The organism is Hyphomonas sp. ske169 (assembly GCF_056850855.1).
Genome location: NZ_CP096146.1, coordinates 3,187,293 through 3,206,342, shown reverse-complemented (window position 1 = coordinate 3,206,342; position 19,050 = coordinate 3,187,293). Strand labels below are relative to the sequence as shown.

The following is a 19,050-nucleotide window of genomic DNA, read 5'->3' as shown; positions in this document are numbered from 1 at the left end:
CTATGTGATCAATGGGGCAAACGGGAGCCGCACGATGAGCCAGCAGCATCAGATCACAAAATCCAACCTTCGCGAGACAAACTGGCAAGACATCGACCTGCCAGAGATCGCCGATGGCGAAGCGCGTTTGTCGATTGATGCTTTCGCGCTGACGGCCAATAATGTGACTTATGCTGCGTTTGGCGGGCCGCCGATGCATTATTGGAATTTCTTCCCTGGAACCTCAGACGAGATGGGACGCGTGCCGGTTTGGGGCTTTGCGACAGTGTCAGAGTCAAAAGCCGAAGGGGTTCAAGTTGGGCAGAGGCTGTATGGCTATTTCCCGATCTCAGAGACGCTCACAGTCATCCCCCAGCGCACCACAGAACGTGGCTTCTTTGACGGGGCTGAGCATCGGCAAGGCCTCGCGCCGATTTATAATTTCTACAGCTCTATCGACACCGATCCGGCTTATGTTGAGGGGACTGAACCGGAACAAATGCTATTCCGGCCGCTTTACCTGACGGGCTGGATGATCTGCGACAGTCTGATGGCGGGTGATCCTGCACCGGATGCGGCGGTGATTTCTAGCGCCTCGTCGAAGACAGCGATCGCGGCAGCGCACAGCCTGCAGCGCCGCGGTGTGAAGACGATTGGCATCACCTCGCCGAGAAATGTCGCCTTCGTCAAAGAAACTGGCCTGTATGACGAAGTCTTCGAATATGATCGGGTTTCAGACTACCAGCCTTCGCGAAAGACCTCTTATGTCGATTTCGTTGGCCGTCCTGAATTCACCAAAGCCGTGCATGAGAAATGTGGCGACACGCTCATCCGTAGCCTCATCATTGGCGCCACCGACTGGGAAGATGACCGCGCGCCGGTGCCAGAAATGCCAGGCCCGGCACCAGAATTCTTCTTTGTCCCTGACTATGCCGCCAATCGCGCCAAGCAATTGCCCGCCGGCGAACTCGACCGTCAGACGGGCGCCGACCTCGTTGCGTTCTATCCCGTCTCACGTAAATTCGTGACTCCAAAGAATGTGAGCGGAACCGACGCAATCACCCAAGCCTGGCTCGATACGGTCGATGCGAGCATTCCGGCTAATCAGGGACTGGTGTGTAAGTTCTAGCGCGCCGTCAGTTCGTGCCTGCCTGCGCGACAAATTCAATCGCGCGAAACGTCTCTGTGTCGGCACCATCGCTGCCCGGACGCGTTTTTCCATAGCCGCGTGCGGTCAGCTGATCAGGGTTCACGCCATAGGCCATTAAATAGTCTTTCACCGCGGAGGCGCGCCTTTGCGAGAGATCCATTGCGAGCTCATCTGCTGTCTCGTCGGTGACATAGCCTGCAATCTCAATCGGGAAGGCGCCGCATAGCAAAGTCACGCCCGTCATCGCGTCAAGAAGCCGCGCACTCTCATTCTCAATGATCGACTCGCCCGGGATGAACAAGACATCCTGCACGTCCATCGTCGCGGCATAGGCCGCCTCGCAAGTGGAAAGGCTTGGATCGGGTTGCAAACCTATCAGCGCCGATCCGATTGGCGTCCCGTTTCCGCGGATCGCAATAGCGTCGACGACGATGTTCACAATCTCCCCAGCGCTGAGGTCAGATTCGACCAAGCTTCGCCCGGCGCGATAGGCGAGCTCTTTCATATCTCTCGTCGGCGCGGTTCCGATTAGAGTTGCGACTTGCCCAGACACTTCGATCCGCATCCAGGAATATCCCTCACCGACCAATTCATCCGAGAGCCGAACAGCGATGGCGCCCGCTGGATCGCGAACACTCATATTGTTCACCACCCGCTGGACCAATGGCCCCGCGACGGGGTCTGACTCAAACACCGACTTCGCCGCTATGAAAGCGTCTGAACGCGTATTTTCATCAAGCGCCACGCCAGAAATGGATGCGATTTCGCCATTCCAATCCAACGTCACCCAAGGATAGCCCATGCCCGCAAGAGTCACCCCAATCCGCCGCGCGGTTTCGGGTAAGCGCTCTTGCGCCACTAGCTGATTTTGCGAGACCGCCCGAAACTGCCCATCAATGACTTGGAAGTAAGCGCCGTTTGGGATGTCTACGCATTCACTCGCCGGCTGCGCAGGAGCAACAGATCTACTTCCACAGGCCGACAAAAGTGCCAGCCCCGAGACCGCGGCGATCATTCTGCGCTCCGATAGCATGTTGCGACCCCGTATTCACGCTTACTCTACACCCGCACTTTGTGGCTTTAACCGTGTTTGTCAAAGCGATTACTGCGGTCGATACTCCTCTCCGCCTTTGATGACCAAACGAACGGCACGTAAGGCCGAGACGTCTTCAAGCGGATCACGGCGGAGCACAACCATGTCTGCATACTTACCCGCTTCGATCGTTCCGATTTGCCCCGCCATTTCAATATGTTCGGCAGCTACGATGGTTGCTGTGCGGATCGCCTCTTCTGGTGAGTATCCGGCTTGAACCATCAGATCGAATTCTTGCGTGTTATCACCATGCTTTGAGACGCCGGTATCGGTACCGAAGGCAACATTGACCCCGCCCTCGCGTGCACGACGAAGCATATCCAGCATCAAAGGCCCAACAATCGCGGCTTTCTCACGCGAAGGGGCTGGCAGCCAAGGCTGTTCAGTCCATCCGGTGACGGTGACACCCGCGAGCACGGTCGGAACCAAAGTACCGCCAGTTTCCTTAAACAGTGCGATGGTCTCGTCATCCAGATACGTGCCGTGCTCAATTGATTGCACGCCATTGCGTAAGGCCGCCTCGATGCCGGCTTTGCCATGCGCGTGCGCGGTGACTTTTCGGCCCATCATCGCAGCAGTTTCGACGATTGCGGCGATCTCATCATCGAAGAATTGTTGCTCGAGCCCTGCTTTAGTGTTCGACAAAACGCCGCCCGTCGCGGTGATTTTGATCACGTCTGCGCCAGACCGAATGGTCTCGCGAACGGCGCGGCGGCAATCATCTGCGCCATTACAAGCATTCGGCCCGGTGAAAATTTTGGTTAGCGCCGGTGAAAATCCGTTTGCATCGCCATGTCCGCCACTAGGCGTGACGGCAGAGCCCGACGCCCGGATGCGGGGCCCTGGGACTTTTCCAGAACGGACAGCGTCCCGCAGAGAAAAGATCGCCTCATTGGCGCCGCCAACGTCTTGCACCGTGGTGAAGCCCGCCAGTAGGGTTTTGTAAGCGTGCGCCGCCCCGTTCAGCGCCAAGTCGACTTCTGACTCGCTGAGCATATTCACGCGCATGGTGGGCGAGAATTCGCTGGTCAAATGGACATGGCTATCAATCAAACCGGGCAGAACGTAAGCATCTCGCAAATTGATGACGCGCACACCATCAGGTTGCTCGCTAAACCCGCGCTCAACACTTACAACTTTTCCATTTTCAATCGTGACAGACCGATTTTTAAGATAGCCATCCCCTGGCACGGCAAGCAGGTGCCCAGCCTCGATAACGGTTTTCGTGTCTTGTGCTTGAGCTGTACCAAAAGCGGCAAAAGCAAACGCGGCGACCGCACTCAATTTCATTAGTGACTTCATGATGTTCTCCCAATGCGCCCATTGTTACGGTGAAATCTGGCTTGAGCAAGCAAAGCCTGCTTGAACGCCTTGGATTTGCCGAACTTTTCACCCATCAATGACCTATGAAAAAAGGAATCAGGATGCGCACTTGGATCATAGCATTGGTTGGAAGCCTCGCACTCGTATTTGGCGCGAGCGCGCAAACAGATTTGTCTTATGATGCACCGGATCCTGAGACGGACCGCCTCGTTGAGCTATGTCTTGAGCGTGAAGGCGTCTCTGTGCTCGAGGGCACAGATGTCATTTGCTACAATTCAGCGATATTTCCAGAACAATTTCTGAAGCTTAACAGCTTGCCGCCTGCTAGCCGTATCATCATTACGAGCCCAGGCGGCAATGTCGCGACGGCGCGCGGCATGAGCACAATTCTCGACAATCGAGGTGAGCCAGTTGTGATTGCCGGTCAGTGCATGTCGGCCTGCGCCATGGTGATCCTTCCCGGGCTCGATCAGGTTCACATCCACCACACCGCTCATATTGCCGTTCATGGCATCACAATGATGGACTTCCGGACCTGGTGGGGCTGGCAAAAAGAAGATGCGACGCCACCGCCTATGGCCTTGATCGCCGCACAGATGGGCTATGATTTCGGCTATGTCCTGCACAATAGCGGCATGAATCACATGCGCGACCACCTCAAAGGGCAGGATGTCGATGTCGCCTATATCCAGACGATCAGCGACAAGATGTTGGACGCTGCCCTAGACTTCGACTGCCGCGTCGACCCCAAAGACTATTGGGGCATGCTCGATACGGCCCATCTGCAAACCTATCTCGGCGATCGTATCACCCGGCTCGAAGCCTTCGCGCAAAACTGGGATGATCCCAACAATGGCTGGTACAAGAACATCACCAACCCGATTTCGTCGCAAACCTATATTTTTGATTCCCAGTTTGAAGACGCCGATTGCGAATAGTCCATTCACAAAAGGATCCGGGCCTCCTTCCCCCTCCACATTTTTCGGCTTGATTGCGGGTTCAAACTATGATCCATAATTGCGAATGAGTTGCAATTGCATGAGATGAGCATGTGCCTCCAGTTCCAAAACGCCGCAATGTTAGATTGGCTTAAAACCCAGATCCGGGTCATCGAAGCCTGGCGCGAAGATGTCGCCGCCCGCTCCGACCTAGATATGGATATGATCACGCGACTGGAACACCATTACCAATGGTTGACCGCTGAAGTCCTTAATCTCGAAGCGCTCGAAGCGCGACCAATCTCGCCTCCATTCCCTGCCTTGCGCGCCGTCTAATCAGGCCAGCAATTCGGGCGGATAATGCTCATATGAGTGTTTGAGCACGCCGTGATTAAGCAGCGTTTCTGCCATTTGGGTCTCGCCGCTCGCATCGAAAATCCGCGTTCGCGTCCAGTAATTCTCTGTCCGGCGGCCCTGTGACAGCGCCACGATTTCACGGCGAATGAGATAATCCTCATCGACAAAAAGCGGGCCATTCACATAACGAATCTCGAGATCGGCAAACAGGCCAATCGTCGGCCCTTTGACCGGGAAACCCGCCATGCGGTTTGAATACTCTGCAAGCACGCTGACCATCTCAGTTGGGATGATGGCTCGCCCCCACGGTGACGAGCTGGCCTGATCATACCAAGGCGTGCGCTCGGTAATTTTGGCGAGCTTTTCAGTCAGCGAAAACGGATAAAGCGCGCCCATATTCTGATCCGCGCCCATGCGGACATGTTCATCCTTTTGCCCTTTCAAGCCGACGCTGAGATCAGCCAGGATGACCAACTCTCCTGCCGGTCGGAGCTTTGCCATGCGCGCTTCCAGCAAGGTCTCGCCATGATCTGGGCCGAGCGTCGCCGAGGCTTCTAAGACCGGTGTGCCGTCCGACTTCAATGCCCAACAATCAGCCCGCGTCTCAGAGACCGGTTTGACGAAGACTTGCACTTCTTCGCCTTCGACGACCATGTTTTTATAGTGGCAGGAGATACAGCCTTGTTCGAACCAAGTCTGGCCCCAAAGCTTCACGAGCAAAGGATCGAACTGGCTGAAATGCGTTGGGCCTTCAATCGGTCCCGCTCTGAAGCCCAAGCGCTCAGCTTCGGCATCGTCATGGATCGACTTGTGGCCGCCATATTCCTGCTCGATCAGCATATTGGCGGGCGCGCGGAACGGCCCGGACAGCACGCCATCTTGCTCTGTGATCGGCGTGTCGAAGCTCATCCTTCCATCCCGGCTTTGCGGGCACAATCAGCAGCGAACTGAGCCAATGGCGCCACCCGCGCTTCCATCGTTGCTGCTGCTGCATTGGAGGCGGTTCCATCGCGCACACGGCCCACAATACCTTGGCAAATCGCGGCGAGACGGAATGCGTTATAGGCAAAATAATAGTCGACTTCTGGCAGGCCTTCGCGGCCCGTATGCTCGCAATAGAGCGCGGTATATTCTTCCATGGTCGGGATGCCATAGGCTTTTAGATCTTCAATATCGACCAAAGCGCCACGGGCGGGATCAGAGCTCGGCATCACCCAATTCATCAAGTGATAGGTGAAGTCAGCCAGCGGGTCACCCAGTGTGCAAAGTTCCCAATCGAGCACTGCAATCACTTTCGGCTCAGTTGGGTGCAGGATCATATTGTCGAGGCGATAATCGCCATGAACAATTGTCGTTGTATCCCCAGCTGGAATATTCTTTGGCAGCCAATCAATCAGCGCGTCCATTTCCGGGATCTTCTTGGTCTCTGAGGCCACATATTGCTTGGTCCAGCGATGCGTCTGGCGGGCGATATAATCCGCCTCTTTGCCGAAGCCTTCGAGGCCAGCGGCGCGCCAATCAACATTGTGGAGATCCGCAAATGTTTTGACCTTGGCCTCATAGATGGCGCGGCGCTCAGCCGGGTCCATACCCGGCAAAGTGCCATCCCACAGGATACGGCCTTCAACACAGTCCATGATGTAGAAAATTGTGCCGACGACACTCTCGTCCATGCAGAGACCATAAGGCCGGGCCACAGGGAAGCCGAGCGGATAGAGCGCATCAATCACCCGGAACTCGCGATCCACCGCATGCGCAGACGGAAGGAGCTTGCCCGGCGGCTTACGGCGCATGACATAAGTCTTGCCGCCCGCGAAGAGCTTATAAGTCGGGTTAGATTGCCCGCCTTTGAATTGTTTGACCGTCAGAGGCCCTTGAAAGCCTTCGACATTTTCGACCATCCAGGCTTCGAGCTTGGCTTCGTCAAACTTGTGCGTGTCGGCGACATCCTTTGTGCCGGTGAACATTTCCTGTGCATTACCGCTGTGAACCATAGCGCGCCTCCCAAGGATGCTGATTTCTCTTTGATCTCTGTTTAGCGGCCCCACCGCATGGGACAAGTCAGACGCAGGGTTAGGCTGATGCTCTCAACGCCTGAATCGCCGTGATCGCGGCTTCTGCCTTCGTTTCAGGCACAAAAATATGGTCATGATGATAGGCCGCGACGGCATTGCACGGCACACCTGCATCCGACAGCGCTGCGGAGACTTTGGCGAGGAAACCCACCGCTTGAAGATCGGAATAGACGCTTAGCTCCAGCCAAGCCCAACGATTGTCTTGCGGCGTCTTGTCATCCGCAGACGTGATCACCGTCAGACCTTCGCTCTCTTGGAACAGCATGGCCACGTCGCGAACCTGCCGCAAATTGACCAAGTCCGCCCAAGAGGCCGCATCCTTATTGATGGTTTCAAACCGCCAGACGCCGTCTCGCCGAATAACTTCGAGCGTTGAAAGCAGCGTTGAGAGGTCTGACTCCGCCACTATTTCAGCGCCCGCCAGCCAATGTCCTTGCGGTTAAAGCCTTGCGGCCAGTCAATTTTATCGACGCCGGCATAGGCTTTCGAAATAGCTTCTTTGAGATCGTCGCCGACCGCCGTGACGCCGAGCACACGCCCGCCAACCGCAATCAGTTTCTGATCGCTATCCTTGTCCGTCCCGGCATGAAAGACAGTGACGTCTTCAACCGCATTGGCCGCATCGACGCCTTCAATGATCGAGCCTTTGGGATAGGATTCAGGATAGCCTTCGGTCGCCATGACAACGCATGCGCTCGGCTGGAAGCGATTGACGCCCATCATTTCAGCGATCTCGCGGTGGCCGTGAACCAGGCCACCTGTTGCGCATGTGAGTAGCGCTGGAACGATATCGCCCGGCAAACCGGCCATCAGGACCTGGCATTCCGGGTCGCCAAAGCGCGCATTGAACTCAACCACTTTCGGGCCGGTCTCCGTCACCATGATCCCCACATAAAGCACGCCTTGATAGGGCATATCGTCTTCCGCCATGCCGGAGAGGAGCGGCTCGACGATCAGGGTCTGCACCAACTCCATCATCCGCGCATCGACAACAGGCGCAGGCGCATAAGCGCCCATGCCACCTGTATTCGGGCCGGTATCGCCGTCGCCAACGCGCTTATGATCTTGGGCGGGCGGCAAATAGATCGCGCCATCGCCATCCGTCAGCACGAAAATCGAGGCTTCTTCGCCTTCCATGAACTCTTCGATGACGATTTCGGATGACGCGTCGCCGAATTTGCCGGTCATCATCGCTTCGACTTCGTTTTCGGCGTCTTCAAGCGCGTCACAGATGACCACGCCTTTACCTGCAGCGAGGCCGTCGGCTTTGATCACATAGGGCGGGCTCATGGTCTCGAGGAAATCGAGCGCCTCAGTGAGATCCGTGAACCTTCCATAGGCCGCGGTTGGAATATCGAACCGCTTCATCACGTCTTTTGAGAAGCCTTTAGAGGATTCGAGCTGCGCCGCTTTTTCGCTTGGACCGAAGACATCAAAGCCGCGCGCCCGGAGCGCATCAGAGAGGCCGGCCGCCAACGGCGCTTCCGGGCCAATCACGACCAGGTCGGGCGAGAGCTGCAACACCAATTCCTGCATCTTGTGCAGATCGGTTGGATCAACATCAAAACACGGACCGATTTCATCGATGCCGGGATTACCTGGCGCACAGAAGACTTCATCCACAATGGCTGATTGCTTGATTTTCCAAGCCAAGGCGTGTTCGCGGCCGCCAGATCCAACAACAAGTATTTTCATGGCGCCAGCCCATGCACCTTGTGCCTGACAAGATCAAGCCCCAGGCCGCGGATGCAGGATGACGCGCGGCGAATGTGAAGCTAAGGAGAATGCATGGTCGATTCCTCAACTTCCAATCTCCCCGAACTCTCCGTGACGGAACTCTCCGCTGCGCTGAAGCGGACGATTGAGACCGCTTATGATCATGTCCGCGTTCGTGGTGAGCTCGGTCGTGTGACCATTGCTCGGTCCGGGCACATGTATGCCGACCTCAAGGACGACAAAGCGGTCCTGAACACGATCATGTGGAAAGGCCAAGTTTCGCGCTTGCCCTTCCGCCCCGAAGAAGGCCTCGAAGTGATCGCCACGGGCCGCCTTTCCACCTACCCTGGCCGTTCTAACTACCAATTGATAGCTGACAGTTTGCGTCCGGCCGGCGTCGGCGCGCTGATGGCGCTGCTCGAAGAGCGTAAGAAAAAGCTCGCAGCCGAAGGTCTGTTTGACCCCAAGCACAAAAAGAAGCTGCCCTTCTTACCGGCCACGGTCGGCGTTGTGACTTCACCCACCGGCGCCGTTATTCGGGACATCTTGCACCGAATTCGCGATCGCTTTCCGGTCCGTGTCATCCTCTGGCCGGCCCTCGTTCAAGGCGACACGGCTGCACCGCAAATTACCGCGGCCATTCGCGGGTTCAACGCAATGACAGGCGCTGATCGCCCCGACGTGCTGATCGTTGGCCGCGGCGGCGGATCGATCGAAGACTTGTGGCCGTTCAATGAAGAAGACGTCGTCCGTGCGGCCTTCGAGAGCGAGATCCCGCTGATCTCTGCTGTCGGCCATGAAACCGATACGACCCTGATCGACTATGTCTCCGATGCCCGCGCACCGACGCCGACCGGTGCTGCCGAGATTGCCGTGCCGGTCCGCTCTGAATTGCAATTACAGCTTGATGATATCGGCCAGCGCCTGAAACGCGCTTTGGTGCGCAATATCCGCCGCGGCGCAGAACGGGTTCAAGCAACCCGACTGCCGCGGGCCGAACGATTGCTAGAACCCAAACGCCAGCGCTTTGATACGATCGGCGATCGGTTGCCCCGTGCCTTGCGGGCCATGGTGCAGCACCGCCGCGCGCGGCTCGATACGGTTAGCGCTGGCTTGATCAGCCCAAGGCAAATCGTCTTGGAGAAACAGGCCAATTTGCAAGCCTTCTCCGCCAGACTGGCTGCGGGACTGTCTAAAGCGGCTTCTAATAAGCGAGTTGAGTTCACGCGCGCGGCCTCACGCCTACGCCCAGAGCCACTGGTCACCGACACACGGCGTGCCCGCAAAGCGCTAACAGATACCGCCCGGCGCGCGCGCCCTGCACTCGACCGGATCTTAAATGCGAAACAGCAGGCATTCGCCTCTGAGGAGAAATTACTAGAAACACTCTCCTATCAGGCGACCCTGAAACGCGGCTACGCCATTGTCCGCGACACCAATGGCAAAGTGCTCAGAACCGTCAAACAAGTTGCCAGCGCGCAAGACGTGGACCTGACACTCTCGGATGGGGAAATTCAGCTCAGTCCTTCCGGGTCACAAAAAAAAGAGGCGAAGCCAAGCCCAGCAAAGTCGCTCCCCAAAACCGACGGCTCCGACCAAGGCAGCCTCTTCTAATCCAAGATTGCCCTCGCGGAGGCCCTACTCTCATTGAATTGGCTTGCTATGGTTGGCCAAAGACAATTGGGAGGAAGAGCCAAAATGGCCAAAACGATTTGGAATTTCGGTGATCTACTCGACGACAATGGTGCACATTTAGGGCCCGACAATCCGGCCCTCATTCACGGTGACCGGATCGTCTCTTGGCCAGAAATGACAGCGCGCTCGAACAATGTCGCGCGATGGCTGCTCGCTAATGGTGCCGCGGTCGGCGACAAGATCGGGTTCTATATGCGCAACCAGCCGGAATATATGGAAGGCCTAGCCGCTAGCTTCAAAGCGCGGCTGACGCATGTGAATGTCAATTATCGCTATCTCGATGATGAGCTCGTCTACATCATCGACAACTCGGACAGCACGGTTGTGCTCTACGATATCGAGTTCCGCGAGAATGTTGTGCGGGTGAAAGATCGCTTACCGGCAGTCAAAATCTGGGTCGAAGTCGGCGGCACCGATGCCGCGCCAGACTTTGCGATTGCGTATGAAACACTTGCCTCAAACGGCAATGGCGCGCCGTTGGATATTGAACGCTCTGGGGACGATCAGATGTTCCTATACACGGGCGGCACGACCGGCATGCCCAAGGGCGTGATGTGGTCGCATCAAATTTGGCGCGACGCTAATCTGGATGGCATGCGCCGGATCTATGGCGCCGCGCCGGAGAATTGGGAAGAACATCGCGCTTTCGTCAATGAGGTTGGGAAACTCGGCCGGCAATTGCCCGCCTGCCCATTGATGCATGGCACGGGTCTATTCACGGCGCTTGGCGCCTTTCTGAATGGCGGCGCAATTGTCACGCTCGAGACCAAAGCCAAATTTATTCCGGAAGAGCTATGGGCGACGGTTGCCAAAAATGGCGTGACGGCAATGGCGATTGTCGGCGACGCGTTTGCGAAGCCGATGTTGAAAGTGCTCGAAGAGGCGCCGGGCAAATACGATCTATCTAGCGTCAACTCGATCACCTCGTCTGGCGTGATGTGGAGCATGGAAGTAAAACGCGGCCTGATTAAGCACATTCCGCAAGTCGCTCTGATGGACAGCTTCGGCGCCTCCGAGGCGGTGGGCTTCGGCATGTCCGTCACCACAGCAGATGGCGTGGTTGAGACCGCCAAATTTGAAATTGGACAGCATTGCAAAGTCTTCTCTGAAGACGGCCGCGAGATTGAGCCCGGATCGGATGAAACCGGCCTCATTGCCCGCGGCGGTGCCGTGCCACTCGGCTATTACAAAGACGAAGCGAAAAGCGCCAAAACGTTCAAAACGATCAATGGCGTCCGTTACGCAATCCCCGGCGATTGGTGCAAAGTCGCAGCAGACGGAACGCTCACCCTGCTCGGGCGCGGCTCCAATTGCATCAACTCTGCGGGCGAAAAGATTTATCCCGAAGAAGTCGAAGAAGCGCTAAAAGAACATGATGCGGTTCGGGATGCGCTCGTGGTCGGTGTGCCAGATGACAAATGGGGCCAAGCGGTCACGGGCGTGGTCGAACTCGCCGATGGCGCCAGCGCTGAAGAGGATGAGCTACGCGCCTTCGTGCGGACAAAGCTCGCGCCCTATAAAGCTCCGAAACGCGTCCTGTTTGCAGATGACCTCAAACGCGCCCCGAACGGCAAAGCAGACTATAAGCGCATTCGAACGCTCGCCTTCGAAGCGCTCGGGATTGAAGCGTCCTAACGGTTCTGCCGATTATCGATCAGATCCTGCACGACTTCCGGTTCAGCCAGGGTTGAGGTGTCGCCGAGATTATCGAACTGATTTTCTGCGATCTTGCGCAAAATCCGGCGCATGATTTTGCCGGAGCGTGTTTTTGGCAGTCCCGTCGCGAACTGAATGAGGTCCGGGCTAGCAATTGGGCCAATCTCGGTGCGGACATGTTGGACAAGGCTCTTTTTCAGCTCGTCGCTTGCCTCAATGCCGGCCACCGGCGTGACATAAGCATAAATGCCCTGCCCCTTAATGTCGTGCGGATAACCAACCACAGCAGCTTCAGCGACAGCATCATGCGCAACCAGCGAGCTTTCGACTTCAGCGGTCCCCATGCGGTGGCCAGAGACGTTGATGACATCATCAACCCGGCCTGTGATCCAGTAGAACCCGTCCGCGTCTCGTTTACAGCCATCGCCAGTAAAATAGTTGCCGGGATAGGTTGAGAAATACGTGTCCGCGAAGCGCTGATGGTCACCATAAACGGTGCGCATTTGGCCCGGCCAGCTATTGGTGATAATGAGATTGCCTTCTGTCGCGCCGTGAAGCTCCACGCCTTCGGCATCTACCAGTTTCGGTTCGATCCCAAAGAAAGGATGGCTGGCGGCGCCAGGTTTCTGATCGGTCGCGCCGGGCAGCGGCACCATCATGCAGGCACCCGTCTCGGTCTGCCAATAGGTGTCGACAATCGGGCAGCGGCCTTCGCCAACCGTGTGATAATACCATTCCCAGGCTTCCGGATTGATCGGCTCACCGACAGAGCCAAGCAAACGGATGGTGGATCGGCTCGTGGATTTCACCGGTCCATCGCCTTCCCGCATCAGCGCGCGGATCGCAGTTGGCGCAGTGTAGAAAATCGTCACGCCATGCTTGTCGCAGGCCTGCCAGAACCGGCTGGCATCGGGATAGGTTGGCACGCCCTCAAACATCATGCTCGTCGCGCCATTGGCGAGCGGGCCATAGACAATATAGCTATGCCCAGTCACCCAACCGACATCAGCGGAGCACCAATAGACGTCATCTTCTTTGAGATCGAAGACATATTCATGGGTGATCGAGGCCCAGACCAAATAGCCGCCCGTCGTGTGAAGCACGCCTTTCGGTTTTCCGGTCGAGCCTGACGTATAGAGAATGAAAAGCGGGTCTTCGGCATTCATCGGCTCTGGCGGGCAATCGGCGCTGACGTCTGCGCCCGCCTCATGCAGCCAGATATCGCGACCTGCTTTCATGTCGACCTGATTGCCGGTCCGGCGCACGACCAGGACCTTCTCGACCATGCCGCCAGCAAGATCGCAGGCCGCATCCGCATTCTTCTTCAATGGCACGATCCGCCCGCCCCGAATGCCTTCATCCGCGGTGATCATGAATTTGCTGTCGCAGTCTGTGATCCGCCCGGCCAATGCCTCTGGGCTGAACCCCCCAAACACGATGGAATGAACGGCACCAATCCGCGCGCAGGCGAGCATCGCGTAAGCCGCCTCGAGGATCATCGGCATATAGATCGTGACCCGGTCGCCCTTTTGAACGCCCATATCTTTCAGAACATTGGCAAACCGGCAGACAGCCCTATGCAGCTGTTTATAGGTCACCGTCGCCGCATCGCTGGGATCATCACCTTCCCAGATCAGCGCAACTTTATCGCCGCGCGTCGCGAGATGGCGGTCGATACAATTGTAAGCGACATTCAGCTCGCCATCTGAATACCAACGCACGTGCAGATCAGACTTATCCCAAGAGACGTCTTTGACCCTGGTATAAGGCTTCGACCAGTCCAGCCGCTGGCCTTGCTCTGCCCAGAATGCTTCGGGATTCGCGATCGAAGCGGCGTACATCTCGCGATACTTTTCTGGAGTTAGATTGGCCTTCGCGGCGAAATCAGAAGGGACAGGATAGGTCTTTAGGTCAGTCATCTACAAAGGCTCCGCTGAGCTGAAAAAGTCACACGCCTACAATGCGGATTTGTTGGCCTAGGTAAAGCCAATCGCATCCGCGTTTTGCGAATTGCACCAAAGGAATCATCAGAACGAGAGCGTGATTTTGCCAAAGTGCTGCTGGCTCGCTTGATGAGCAAAGGCTTCCGCAATTTGATCAAGCGGAAAGTCTTTGTCCAAGACAGGCTTAATCTGCGAGGCTTCGATCGCGGCGATCATATCTTCCTGATGTTCCGCAGAACCAACCGTAATTCCCGACATGGTCAGGTTCTTCGAGAAGAATGCTGCCGTCGGAACTTCACCAGAAACACCAGTGAGAACACCAATCAAAGAAATATGTCCGCCGACACGACACGCCTGGATAGACTGCGCCATTGTCCCCGGACCGCCAATCTCGACCACCTCGTCCACGCCACGCCCGCGAGTCAGTTCGAGAGCCTTTTTACCCCATTCGGGTGTCTCTTTGTAATTGATGACGTGGTCGGCGCCGAGCTCTTTCATCCGTTCCAGTTTTGCGTCTGAGGATGAGGTTGAAATCACCCGTGCTCCAGCGGCTTTCGCAAATTGCAGCGCAAAAACAGACACGCCGCCTGTGCCTTGCGTCAGCACCCAATCGCCGGGCTTGACCGAGCCTTCAACGAACATACCCCGCCACGCTGTCAGCGCCGCGCAGGGCAGGGTCGCAGCTTCTGTATATGAATATCCCTCAGGCATGCGCGTAAACGCTGTCTCTGGCATCGCCACCAATTCGGCAGCAAATCCATCAGCGCCGTCGCCGGGCACACCGCCAAAACCGAGCGCGTCTATGCTGCCTTTCTGCCAATCTGGGAAAAACAGGCTGAGGACTTTGTCGCCCGGTTTAAACTTGGTGACGCCGTCGCCAATCGCAACAACTTCCCCGGCCCCATCTGACATTGGGATCCGTCCATCATCGGTCGGAATTCCGCCCATGACGACGATGAAGTCATGATAGTTCAGCGATGAGGCGTGAATGCGCACCAATACTTCACCCGAGCCCGCCACGGGATCAGGACGCTCTTCAATGATCAGATTGCCTGGTCCACCAGGTTTCTTAACGGCAGCAACTTTCATCGGGTTTCCTCTTTTTTGCATCCGGTCCGTGGACAGACGCTAGGGAAGTCAAGGGAACTGCAGGTCAAAGAGTTAAGTGACCCAATTTATGTCGGACCACACATCCCTGGAAAATAAGCGTTTGTTCGCAAAGCTGCCGCAAATGGCAGCGGTCGATCAGTTTTTTAGCTGCACTTGTTTAGAAGTATTGATTGCACTCGCCGTGCCAATTGTGATTAGCCGACAACTGAAACCCGGGGCCGTGTAATCCGATGCTGGATTTGACCAAACAGACGCAGATCATGCCGCGCGATCAAGCGCGGAGCGATGATCGCTTGCGCATTTGCCTTCTGTCTTACCGATCTGATCCAAAAGTCGGCGGCCAAGGCGTCTATGTCGACTATTTGAGCAGCGCGCTGGCCAAGGCGGGTGCCCAGGTAGATGTCGTTTCCGGTCCGCCTTATCCAACGCTCAGTGCGGACGTAAATTTGGTCAAACTGCCCTCGCTGGATCTGTTTTCGAAACCGCATCATGGCCACTATGAACTGCGCCCACGGCATTTATTGAGCCCAACCGACACATATGAGTATGTCGGTCATCTCTCAGGCAAATTTGTTGAGCCCTTCACCTTTGGCCAGAGGGCTTATCAATATTTGAAGCGCCATCGCGGCAAGTACGATATCGTGCTCGACAATCAAACGCTGGCGCACGGCATTGGCAGGATCCACCACCGTCTCGATTTGCCTCTGACCACAATGATCCATCACCCAATCACGCGAGATCTGAAGCTCGCTGTCGAGGCGGCGCCAGACTGGAAACACCGGTGGCTTGCGCGGCGATGGTATTCATTCGTCAAAATGCAGATCAAAGTCGCCCGCAAACTTCCCGCGATCACTTGCCCGTCTGAACATGCAAAGGCTGATATTGTCAGCGAGTTTGGTGTTGCCCCCGAGCGCATTCATCCCATTTCGCTGGGCGTCGACCAACAAACCTTCTGCCCCAATCCGAAGACCGCGATAGCCACAGATAAGATCATCACAACGGCCAGCGCGGATACGCCGCTCAAGGGATTGCATATTCTGGTCGAGGCGTACCACAAACTCTTGGACACCCATCCCGAGCTGAAACTCACAGTGATCGGCAAACTCCGCAAAGGGCTCGCGCGGAACGCGATCCTCAAATTCGGTCTTAAAGACCGGATAGAGTTCAAAAGTGATCTCACACGTGAAGAATTGGCCGACGAATTTCGCAGTGCGACGGTCGCCGTAACCCCGTCACTGTATGAAGGGTTCGGTTTGCCCGCGGCCGAGGCGATGAGTTGCGGGACCCCTGTTGTGGTGACCGATGGTGGCGCCCTGCCCGAAGTCGCTGGCAAGGCGGGTATTGTTGTTCCGAAAGGCGACCCGGTTGCGCTGGCTGATGCCATTGACGCGCTCATCTCCAATCCAGAGCGACGGGCTGAGACAGCGCAGGCCTGCCTCAAACACGCGCAAGCCCAATTTAACTGGGACAATATCGCGCCGAAATATTTGGACTTTTTCCATACTGCGATGGCGGCACAATGCTGACCGCGCGCCTGAAACATCTCGGTCTATCACCTGGCGACAAAGTGCTCGACCTTGGTTGCGGTGAAGGTCGCCATGTCCATGGCCTGTACATGTTAGGCGGCCTCGATATTTATGGCGTCGATCTGGATGAGCCGTCTCTCAAGAAAGCTGAAGAGGGCCTGGTTTGGTTACCCAAGCCTGAGACCGACTCCCAAACCAGGTTTGAAACCGGCGACGCGACGGCTTTGCGGTTTGAGGACGATACGTTTGATGCCGTCATTTGCTCCGAAGTGCTTGAGCACCTTCCAGACTATGACGCTGCGATCCGCGAAATGCGTCGTGTCCTGAAACCTTCAGGCAAGCTTTGCATCACGGTCCCACATGCCTGGCCAGAGCGGATTTGTTGGCAACTCGCCCCGCCGCCAAATGGATACGCTTTCCAGCCCGGCGGTCATATTCGGATCTTTGATGAAGTCGATCTCAAAGCCTCTATCGAGCGACGCGGCTTCAAAATGTTCAAACGCCACCATGCCCACGGCATCCACGCCCCCTATTGGTGGCTGAAATGCGCCTTCTGGGAGCGTCAAGACGATCACCCGGCGGTGAAAGCCTATCATGATTTTCTGGTCTGGGACCTGATGAAGCGCCCTTGGTTGACCCGCGCCCTGGACACTGTGACCTCGCCCTTCATGGGCAAAAGCCTGGTCATGTATTTCCACGAGAGCGAGGCCTGAAATGGACGGATCGTTCTTGACTGACACCGATCAAACGCTCGCTAATCTGCGGCCAGCAATTGATCGCATTCTCGAGATACAAAGAGATGACGGCGCCATCGCTTGGTTCGAGCGCGGCCCATGGGATCCGTGGAACCATACAGAAAGCGCTATGGCGCTGACCATCGCTAGGGAGTTCGATGCCGCGGCGCGCGCATTCGACTATCTCGCCGAAACACAACGCGAAGATGGCGCTTGGTTTGGCGAATATGGCAATTGCCTGCCGATGGTTGATCGCGATTTCATCAGCCGCGAACCCGCTCCGGCATTCTTGGACTCAAACTTTTGCGCGTATCCGGCGGTTGGTCTCGCACACTTTCTAAAAGCGACAGATCGAACACAAGAGGCGCAGCGCTGGTGGCCAATGGTGGAACGGGCCCTCGACTTTGTCATTTCACTACAAAGGCCAGAGGGCACGATTTCCTGGGCGCTAGAAGCGGTCGGTACGGATGAAGATGATGCCCTGCTTGCCGGCAATGCCTCCATTCTCAAAAGCCTCGAATGCGGACTGTTTTTGGCTGAAGTGTTTGGCGCAGACAAACCCAATTGGCGGCGCGCGCAACGCCAACTGCGCGATGCCCTAAGGCATTCACCAGAGCGATTTGATCGACGCCAAACCGGCGCACGGTTCGCGATGGATTGGTATTATCCGGTCCTTGCGGGCGTGTTTGACGAATATGAGAGCAAGCTAAGACTGGAACATTCTTGGTCAAAATTCGTGATCGATGGGCATGGCTGCCGGTGCGTTTCGGACGAACCCTGGATCACCGTTGCTGAAACGGCCGAGCTTGTCCTTGCGCTTGTTTCGGCAAACCTCAGAACCGATGCTCTCAAACTCTTCTCAACGCTATTAAAGGTGCGAGACGATCAGGGTGTGTTCTGGATGGGGCATCAAATAGACGAAGACATTGTCTGGCCGCGTGAACAGCCGAGCTGGACCCAGGCCGCCGTTGTTTTGGCTGCTGACGCCCTACAGGGCACATCACCGGCAAGCAGCGTGCTCACGCGCGCCCTGCTCAAACCCGCCGCAATATCCGCAGGCTCTTAATCGCTTGCTCTTCGACATAGAGATCTGACGCAAGCGCGCGCTGATAAATCTCAAACGGCGGGCGCCCACCATCTGCAGGATCAGGAAACACATCATGAATGGCGAGGAGCCCGCCCGGCATAAGGTGACGCGTCCAGCCGCGATAGTCGTTCAGCGCGTGCTCCATCGTATGCCCGCCATCGATAAAGAGTAGGCTGAGCGGCGTCTTCCAGCGTCTGGCGATATCAATCGACCGCCCGACAATCGGCACCACCGTTCCTTCCAGACCCGCTTGGCGAACGGTTCGGCGGAAGAATGGCAACGTGTCGACCGCCTCAGCGGCTTCGTCCCATACCTCTTCGTCGAAATACTCCCAGCCAGGCTGATTTTCCTCAGACCCTCGATGATGGTCGATGGAGAAATGAAGTTCGCCCTGCGCCTGACAAGCGACGCCGATATAGACGGAGGATTTTCCGCAATAACCGCCAATCTCCAAACACGGACCGAATTTGGATTGTTGCACGGCAGCGGCGTGCAGTGCTTCGCCTTCCAAAGGATCCAAAAAGCCTTTGACCTCAGACAAATCGATAGGAAGTTTCATTCAGCAGGCTCCACAAATTCTGCATCAAAGCGAATTGCCTCTATTTCAATCAGCATAAGGGCTTCCTTTGCTGATCATGCGAACCGCTTTACATTGGACGCACAGAAAA

17 protein-coding genes are annotated in these 19,050 nt (G+C 56.3%); 8 read left to right on the top strand and 9 right to left on the bottom strand.

The window, feature by feature from the left end; all coding sequences use genetic code 11:
• Positions 1 to 34: 34 nt before the first annotated feature.
• Complete coding sequence (locus MY069_RS15660; protein WP_482794723.1) at positions 35 to 1,108, top strand: DUF2855 family protein; 1,074 nt, start codon at positions 35 to 37, stop codon at positions 1,106 to 1,108.
• A 7-nt stretch (positions 1,109 to 1,115) separates the two neighbouring features.
• Here the strand turns inward: MY069_RS15660 and MY069_RS15655 are convergent, their stop codons facing one another.
• Entirely contained in the window at positions 1,116 to 2,144 is a 1,029-nt protein-coding gene (locus MY069_RS15655; RefSeq protein WP_482794722.1) for an OmpA family protein, read from the bottom strand.
• Positions 2,145 to 2,231: 87 nt separating this feature from the next.
• Positions 2,232 to 3,524 (bottom strand): metal-dependent hydrolase family protein, encoded by a 1,293-nt coding sequence (locus MY069_RS15650; RefSeq protein WP_482794721.1) that lies wholly within the window; start codon positions 3,522 to 3,524, stop codon positions 2,232 to 2,234.
• Between the two features lie 122 nt (positions 3,525 to 3,646).
• Here MY069_RS15650 and MY069_RS15645 point away from each other — a divergent pair, with 122 nt between their 5' ends.
• Positions 3,647 to 4,483, top strand: coding sequence for a hypothetical protein (locus MY069_RS15645; protein WP_482794720.1), 837 nt, complete (start codon positions 3,647 to 3,649; stop codon positions 4,481 to 4,483).
• A 138-nt stretch (positions 4,484 to 4,621) separates the two neighbouring features.
• On the top strand, positions 4,622 to 4,819 hold the full coding sequence (locus MY069_RS15640; protein WP_482794719.1) for a hypothetical protein: 198 nt from the start codon (positions 4,622 to 4,624) through the stop codon (positions 4,817 to 4,819).
• Here MY069_RS15640 and MY069_RS15635 read toward each other — a convergent pair whose 3' ends face one another.
• The 4 genes from MY069_RS15635 to purD form a co-directional block, all read right to left on the bottom strand.
• The gene (locus MY069_RS15635; RefSeq protein ID WP_482794718.1) at positions 4,820 to 5,749 is read right to left on the bottom strand and encodes a hypothetical protein; all 930 of its coding nucleotides are present in this window, start codon (positions 5,747 to 5,749) and stop codon (positions 4,820 to 4,822) included.
• Positions 5,746 to 6,834 (bottom strand): phosphotransferase family protein, encoded by a 1,089-nt coding sequence (locus MY069_RS15630; RefSeq protein WP_482794717.1) that lies wholly within the window; start codon positions 6,832 to 6,834, stop codon positions 5,746 to 5,748. The genes MY069_RS15635 and MY069_RS15630 overlap by 4 nt, the downstream gene beginning before the upstream one ends.
• Before the next feature lie 79 nt (positions 6,835 to 6,913).
• A complete protein-coding gene (locus MY069_RS15625) occupies positions 6,914 to 7,321 on the bottom strand; it encodes an ACT domain-containing protein (protein ID WP_482794716.1) in 408 nt (135 codons plus the stop codon).
• A complete protein-coding gene (gene purD / locus MY069_RS15620) occupies positions 7,321 to 8,610 on the bottom strand; it encodes a phosphoribosylamine--glycine ligase (protein WP_482794715.1) in 1,290 nt (429 codons plus the stop codon). The genes MY069_RS15625 and purD overlap by 1 nt, the downstream gene beginning before the upstream one ends.
• Before the next feature lie 93 nt (positions 8,611 to 8,703).
• On the opposite strand from purD, the gene xseA reads away from it, so the two are divergent.
• Together xseA and MY069_RS15610 are read left to right on the top strand one after the other, a co-directional pair.
• Complete coding sequence (xseA, locus tag MY069_RS15615) at positions 8,704 to 10,245, top strand: exodeoxyribonuclease VII large subunit (RefSeq protein WP_482794714.1); 1,542 nt, start codon at positions 8,704 to 8,706, stop codon at positions 10,243 to 10,245.
• Positions 10,246 to 10,329: 84 nt separating this feature from the next.
• Complete coding sequence (locus MY069_RS15610; RefSeq protein ID WP_482794713.1) at positions 10,330 to 11,961, top strand: acyl-CoA synthetase; 1,632 nt, start codon at positions 10,330 to 10,332, stop codon at positions 11,959 to 11,961.
• Here the strand turns inward: MY069_RS15610 and acs are convergent.
• Together acs and MY069_RS15600 are read right to left on the bottom strand one after the other, a co-directional pair.
• Positions 11,958 to 13,901: an acetate--CoA ligase gene (gene acs, locus MY069_RS15605; protein WP_482794712.1), complete on the bottom strand. Its 1,944-nt coding sequence runs from the start codon at positions 13,899 to 13,901 to the stop codon at positions 11,958 to 11,960. The two genes, MY069_RS15610 and acs, sit on opposite strands and share 4 nt — an antisense overlap.
• A 108-nt stretch (positions 13,902 to 14,009) precedes the next feature.
• A complete protein-coding gene (locus MY069_RS15600; protein WP_482794711.1) occupies positions 14,010 to 15,014 on the bottom strand; it encodes a zinc-dependent alcohol dehydrogenase family protein in 1,005 nt (334 codons plus the stop codon).
• Between the two features lie 251 nt (positions 15,015 to 15,265).
• Here MY069_RS15600 and MY069_RS15595 point away from each other — a divergent pair, with 251 nt between their 5' ends.
• From MY069_RS15595 to MY069_RS15585, 3 genes are read left to right on the top strand one after another with little or no spacing between them, the layout of a single operon-like run.
• Positions 15,266 to 16,561 carry a glycosyltransferase family 4 protein gene (locus tag MY069_RS15595; RefSeq protein WP_482794710.1) on the top strand — a complete coding sequence of 432 codons (1,296 nt, stop codon included), beginning with the start codon at positions 15,266 to 15,268 and terminating at the stop codon, positions 16,559 to 16,561.
• Complete coding sequence (locus MY069_RS15590; protein ID WP_482794709.1) at positions 16,555 to 17,274, top strand: class I SAM-dependent methyltransferase; 720 nt, start codon at positions 16,555 to 16,557, stop codon at positions 17,272 to 17,274. The genes MY069_RS15595 and MY069_RS15590 overlap by 7 nt, the downstream gene beginning before the upstream one ends.
• 16 nt (positions 17,275 to 17,290) lie before the next feature.
• Positions 17,291 to 18,361 (top strand): prenyltransferase/squalene oxidase repeat-containing protein, encoded by a 1,071-nt coding sequence (locus tag MY069_RS15585; protein ID WP_482794708.1) that lies wholly within the window; start codon positions 17,291 to 17,293, stop codon positions 18,359 to 18,361.
• Here the strand turns inward: MY069_RS15585 and MY069_RS15580 are convergent.
• Complete coding sequence (locus MY069_RS15580; RefSeq protein WP_482794707.1) at positions 18,330 to 18,941, bottom strand: class I SAM-dependent methyltransferase; 612 nt, start codon at positions 18,939 to 18,941, stop codon at positions 18,330 to 18,332. The two genes, MY069_RS15585 and MY069_RS15580, sit on opposite strands and share 32 nt — an antisense overlap.
• Between the last annotated feature and the right edge of the window lie 109 nt (positions 18,942 to 19,050).

What these genes read in the sequence shown, in the direction of transcription:
- MY069_RS15660 (WP_482794723.1), top strand. Translation starts at nt 35, where the DNA reads ATGAGCCAGCAGCATCAGATCACAAAATCCAACCTTCGCGAGACAAAC.
- MY069_RS15655 (WP_482794722.1), bottom strand. Translation starts at nt 2,144, where the DNA reads ATGATCGCCGCGGTCTCGGGGCTGGCACTTTTGTCGGCCTGTGGAAGT.
- MY069_RS15650 (WP_482794721.1), bottom strand. Translation starts at nt 3,524, where the DNA reads ATGAAGTCACTAATGAAATTGAGTGCGGTCGCCGCGTTTGCTTTTGCC.
- MY069_RS15645 (WP_482794720.1), top strand. Translation starts at nt 3,647, where the DNA reads ATGCGCACTTGGATCATAGCATTGGTTGGAAGCCTCGCACTCGTATTT.
- MY069_RS15640 (WP_482794719.1), top strand. Translation starts at nt 4,622, where the DNA reads ATGTTAGATTGGCTTAAAACCCAGATCCGGGTCATCGAAGCCTGGCGC.
- MY069_RS15635 (WP_482794718.1), bottom strand. Translation starts at nt 5,749, where the DNA reads ATGAGCTTCGACACGCCGATCACAGAGCAAGATGGCGTGCTGTCCGGG.
- MY069_RS15630 (WP_482794717.1), bottom strand. Translation starts at nt 6,834, where the DNA reads ATGGTTCACAGCGGTAATGCACAGGAAATGTTCACCGGCACAAAGGAT.
- purD (WP_482794715.1), bottom strand. Translation starts at nt 8,610, where the DNA reads ATGAAAATACTTGTTGTTGGATCTGGCGGCCGCGAACACGCCTTGGCT.
- xseA (WP_482794714.1), top strand. Translation starts at nt 8,704, where the DNA reads ATGGTCGATTCCTCAACTTCCAATCTCCCCGAACTCTCCGTGACGGAA.
- MY069_RS15610 (WP_482794713.1), top strand. Translation starts at nt 10,330, where the DNA reads ATGGCCAAAACGATTTGGAATTTCGGTGATCTACTCGACGACAATGGT.
- acs (WP_482794712.1), bottom strand. Translation starts at nt 13,901, where the DNA reads ATGACTGACCTAAAGACCTATCCTGTCCCTTCTGATTTCGCCGCGAAG.
- MY069_RS15600 (WP_482794711.1), bottom strand. Translation starts at nt 15,014, where the DNA reads ATGAAAGTTGCTGCCGTTAAGAAACCTGGTGGACCAGGCAATCTGATC.
- MY069_RS15595 (WP_482794710.1), top strand. Translation starts at nt 15,266, where the DNA reads ATGCTGGATTTGACCAAACAGACGCAGATCATGCCGCGCGATCAAGCG.
- MY069_RS15590 (WP_482794709.1), top strand. Translation starts at nt 16,555, where the DNA reads ATGCTGACCGCGCGCCTGAAACATCTCGGTCTATCACCTGGCGACAAA.
- MY069_RS15580 (WP_482794707.1), bottom strand. Translation starts at nt 18,941, where the DNA reads ATGAAACTTCCTATCGATTTGTCTGAGGTCAAAGGCTTTTTGGATCCT.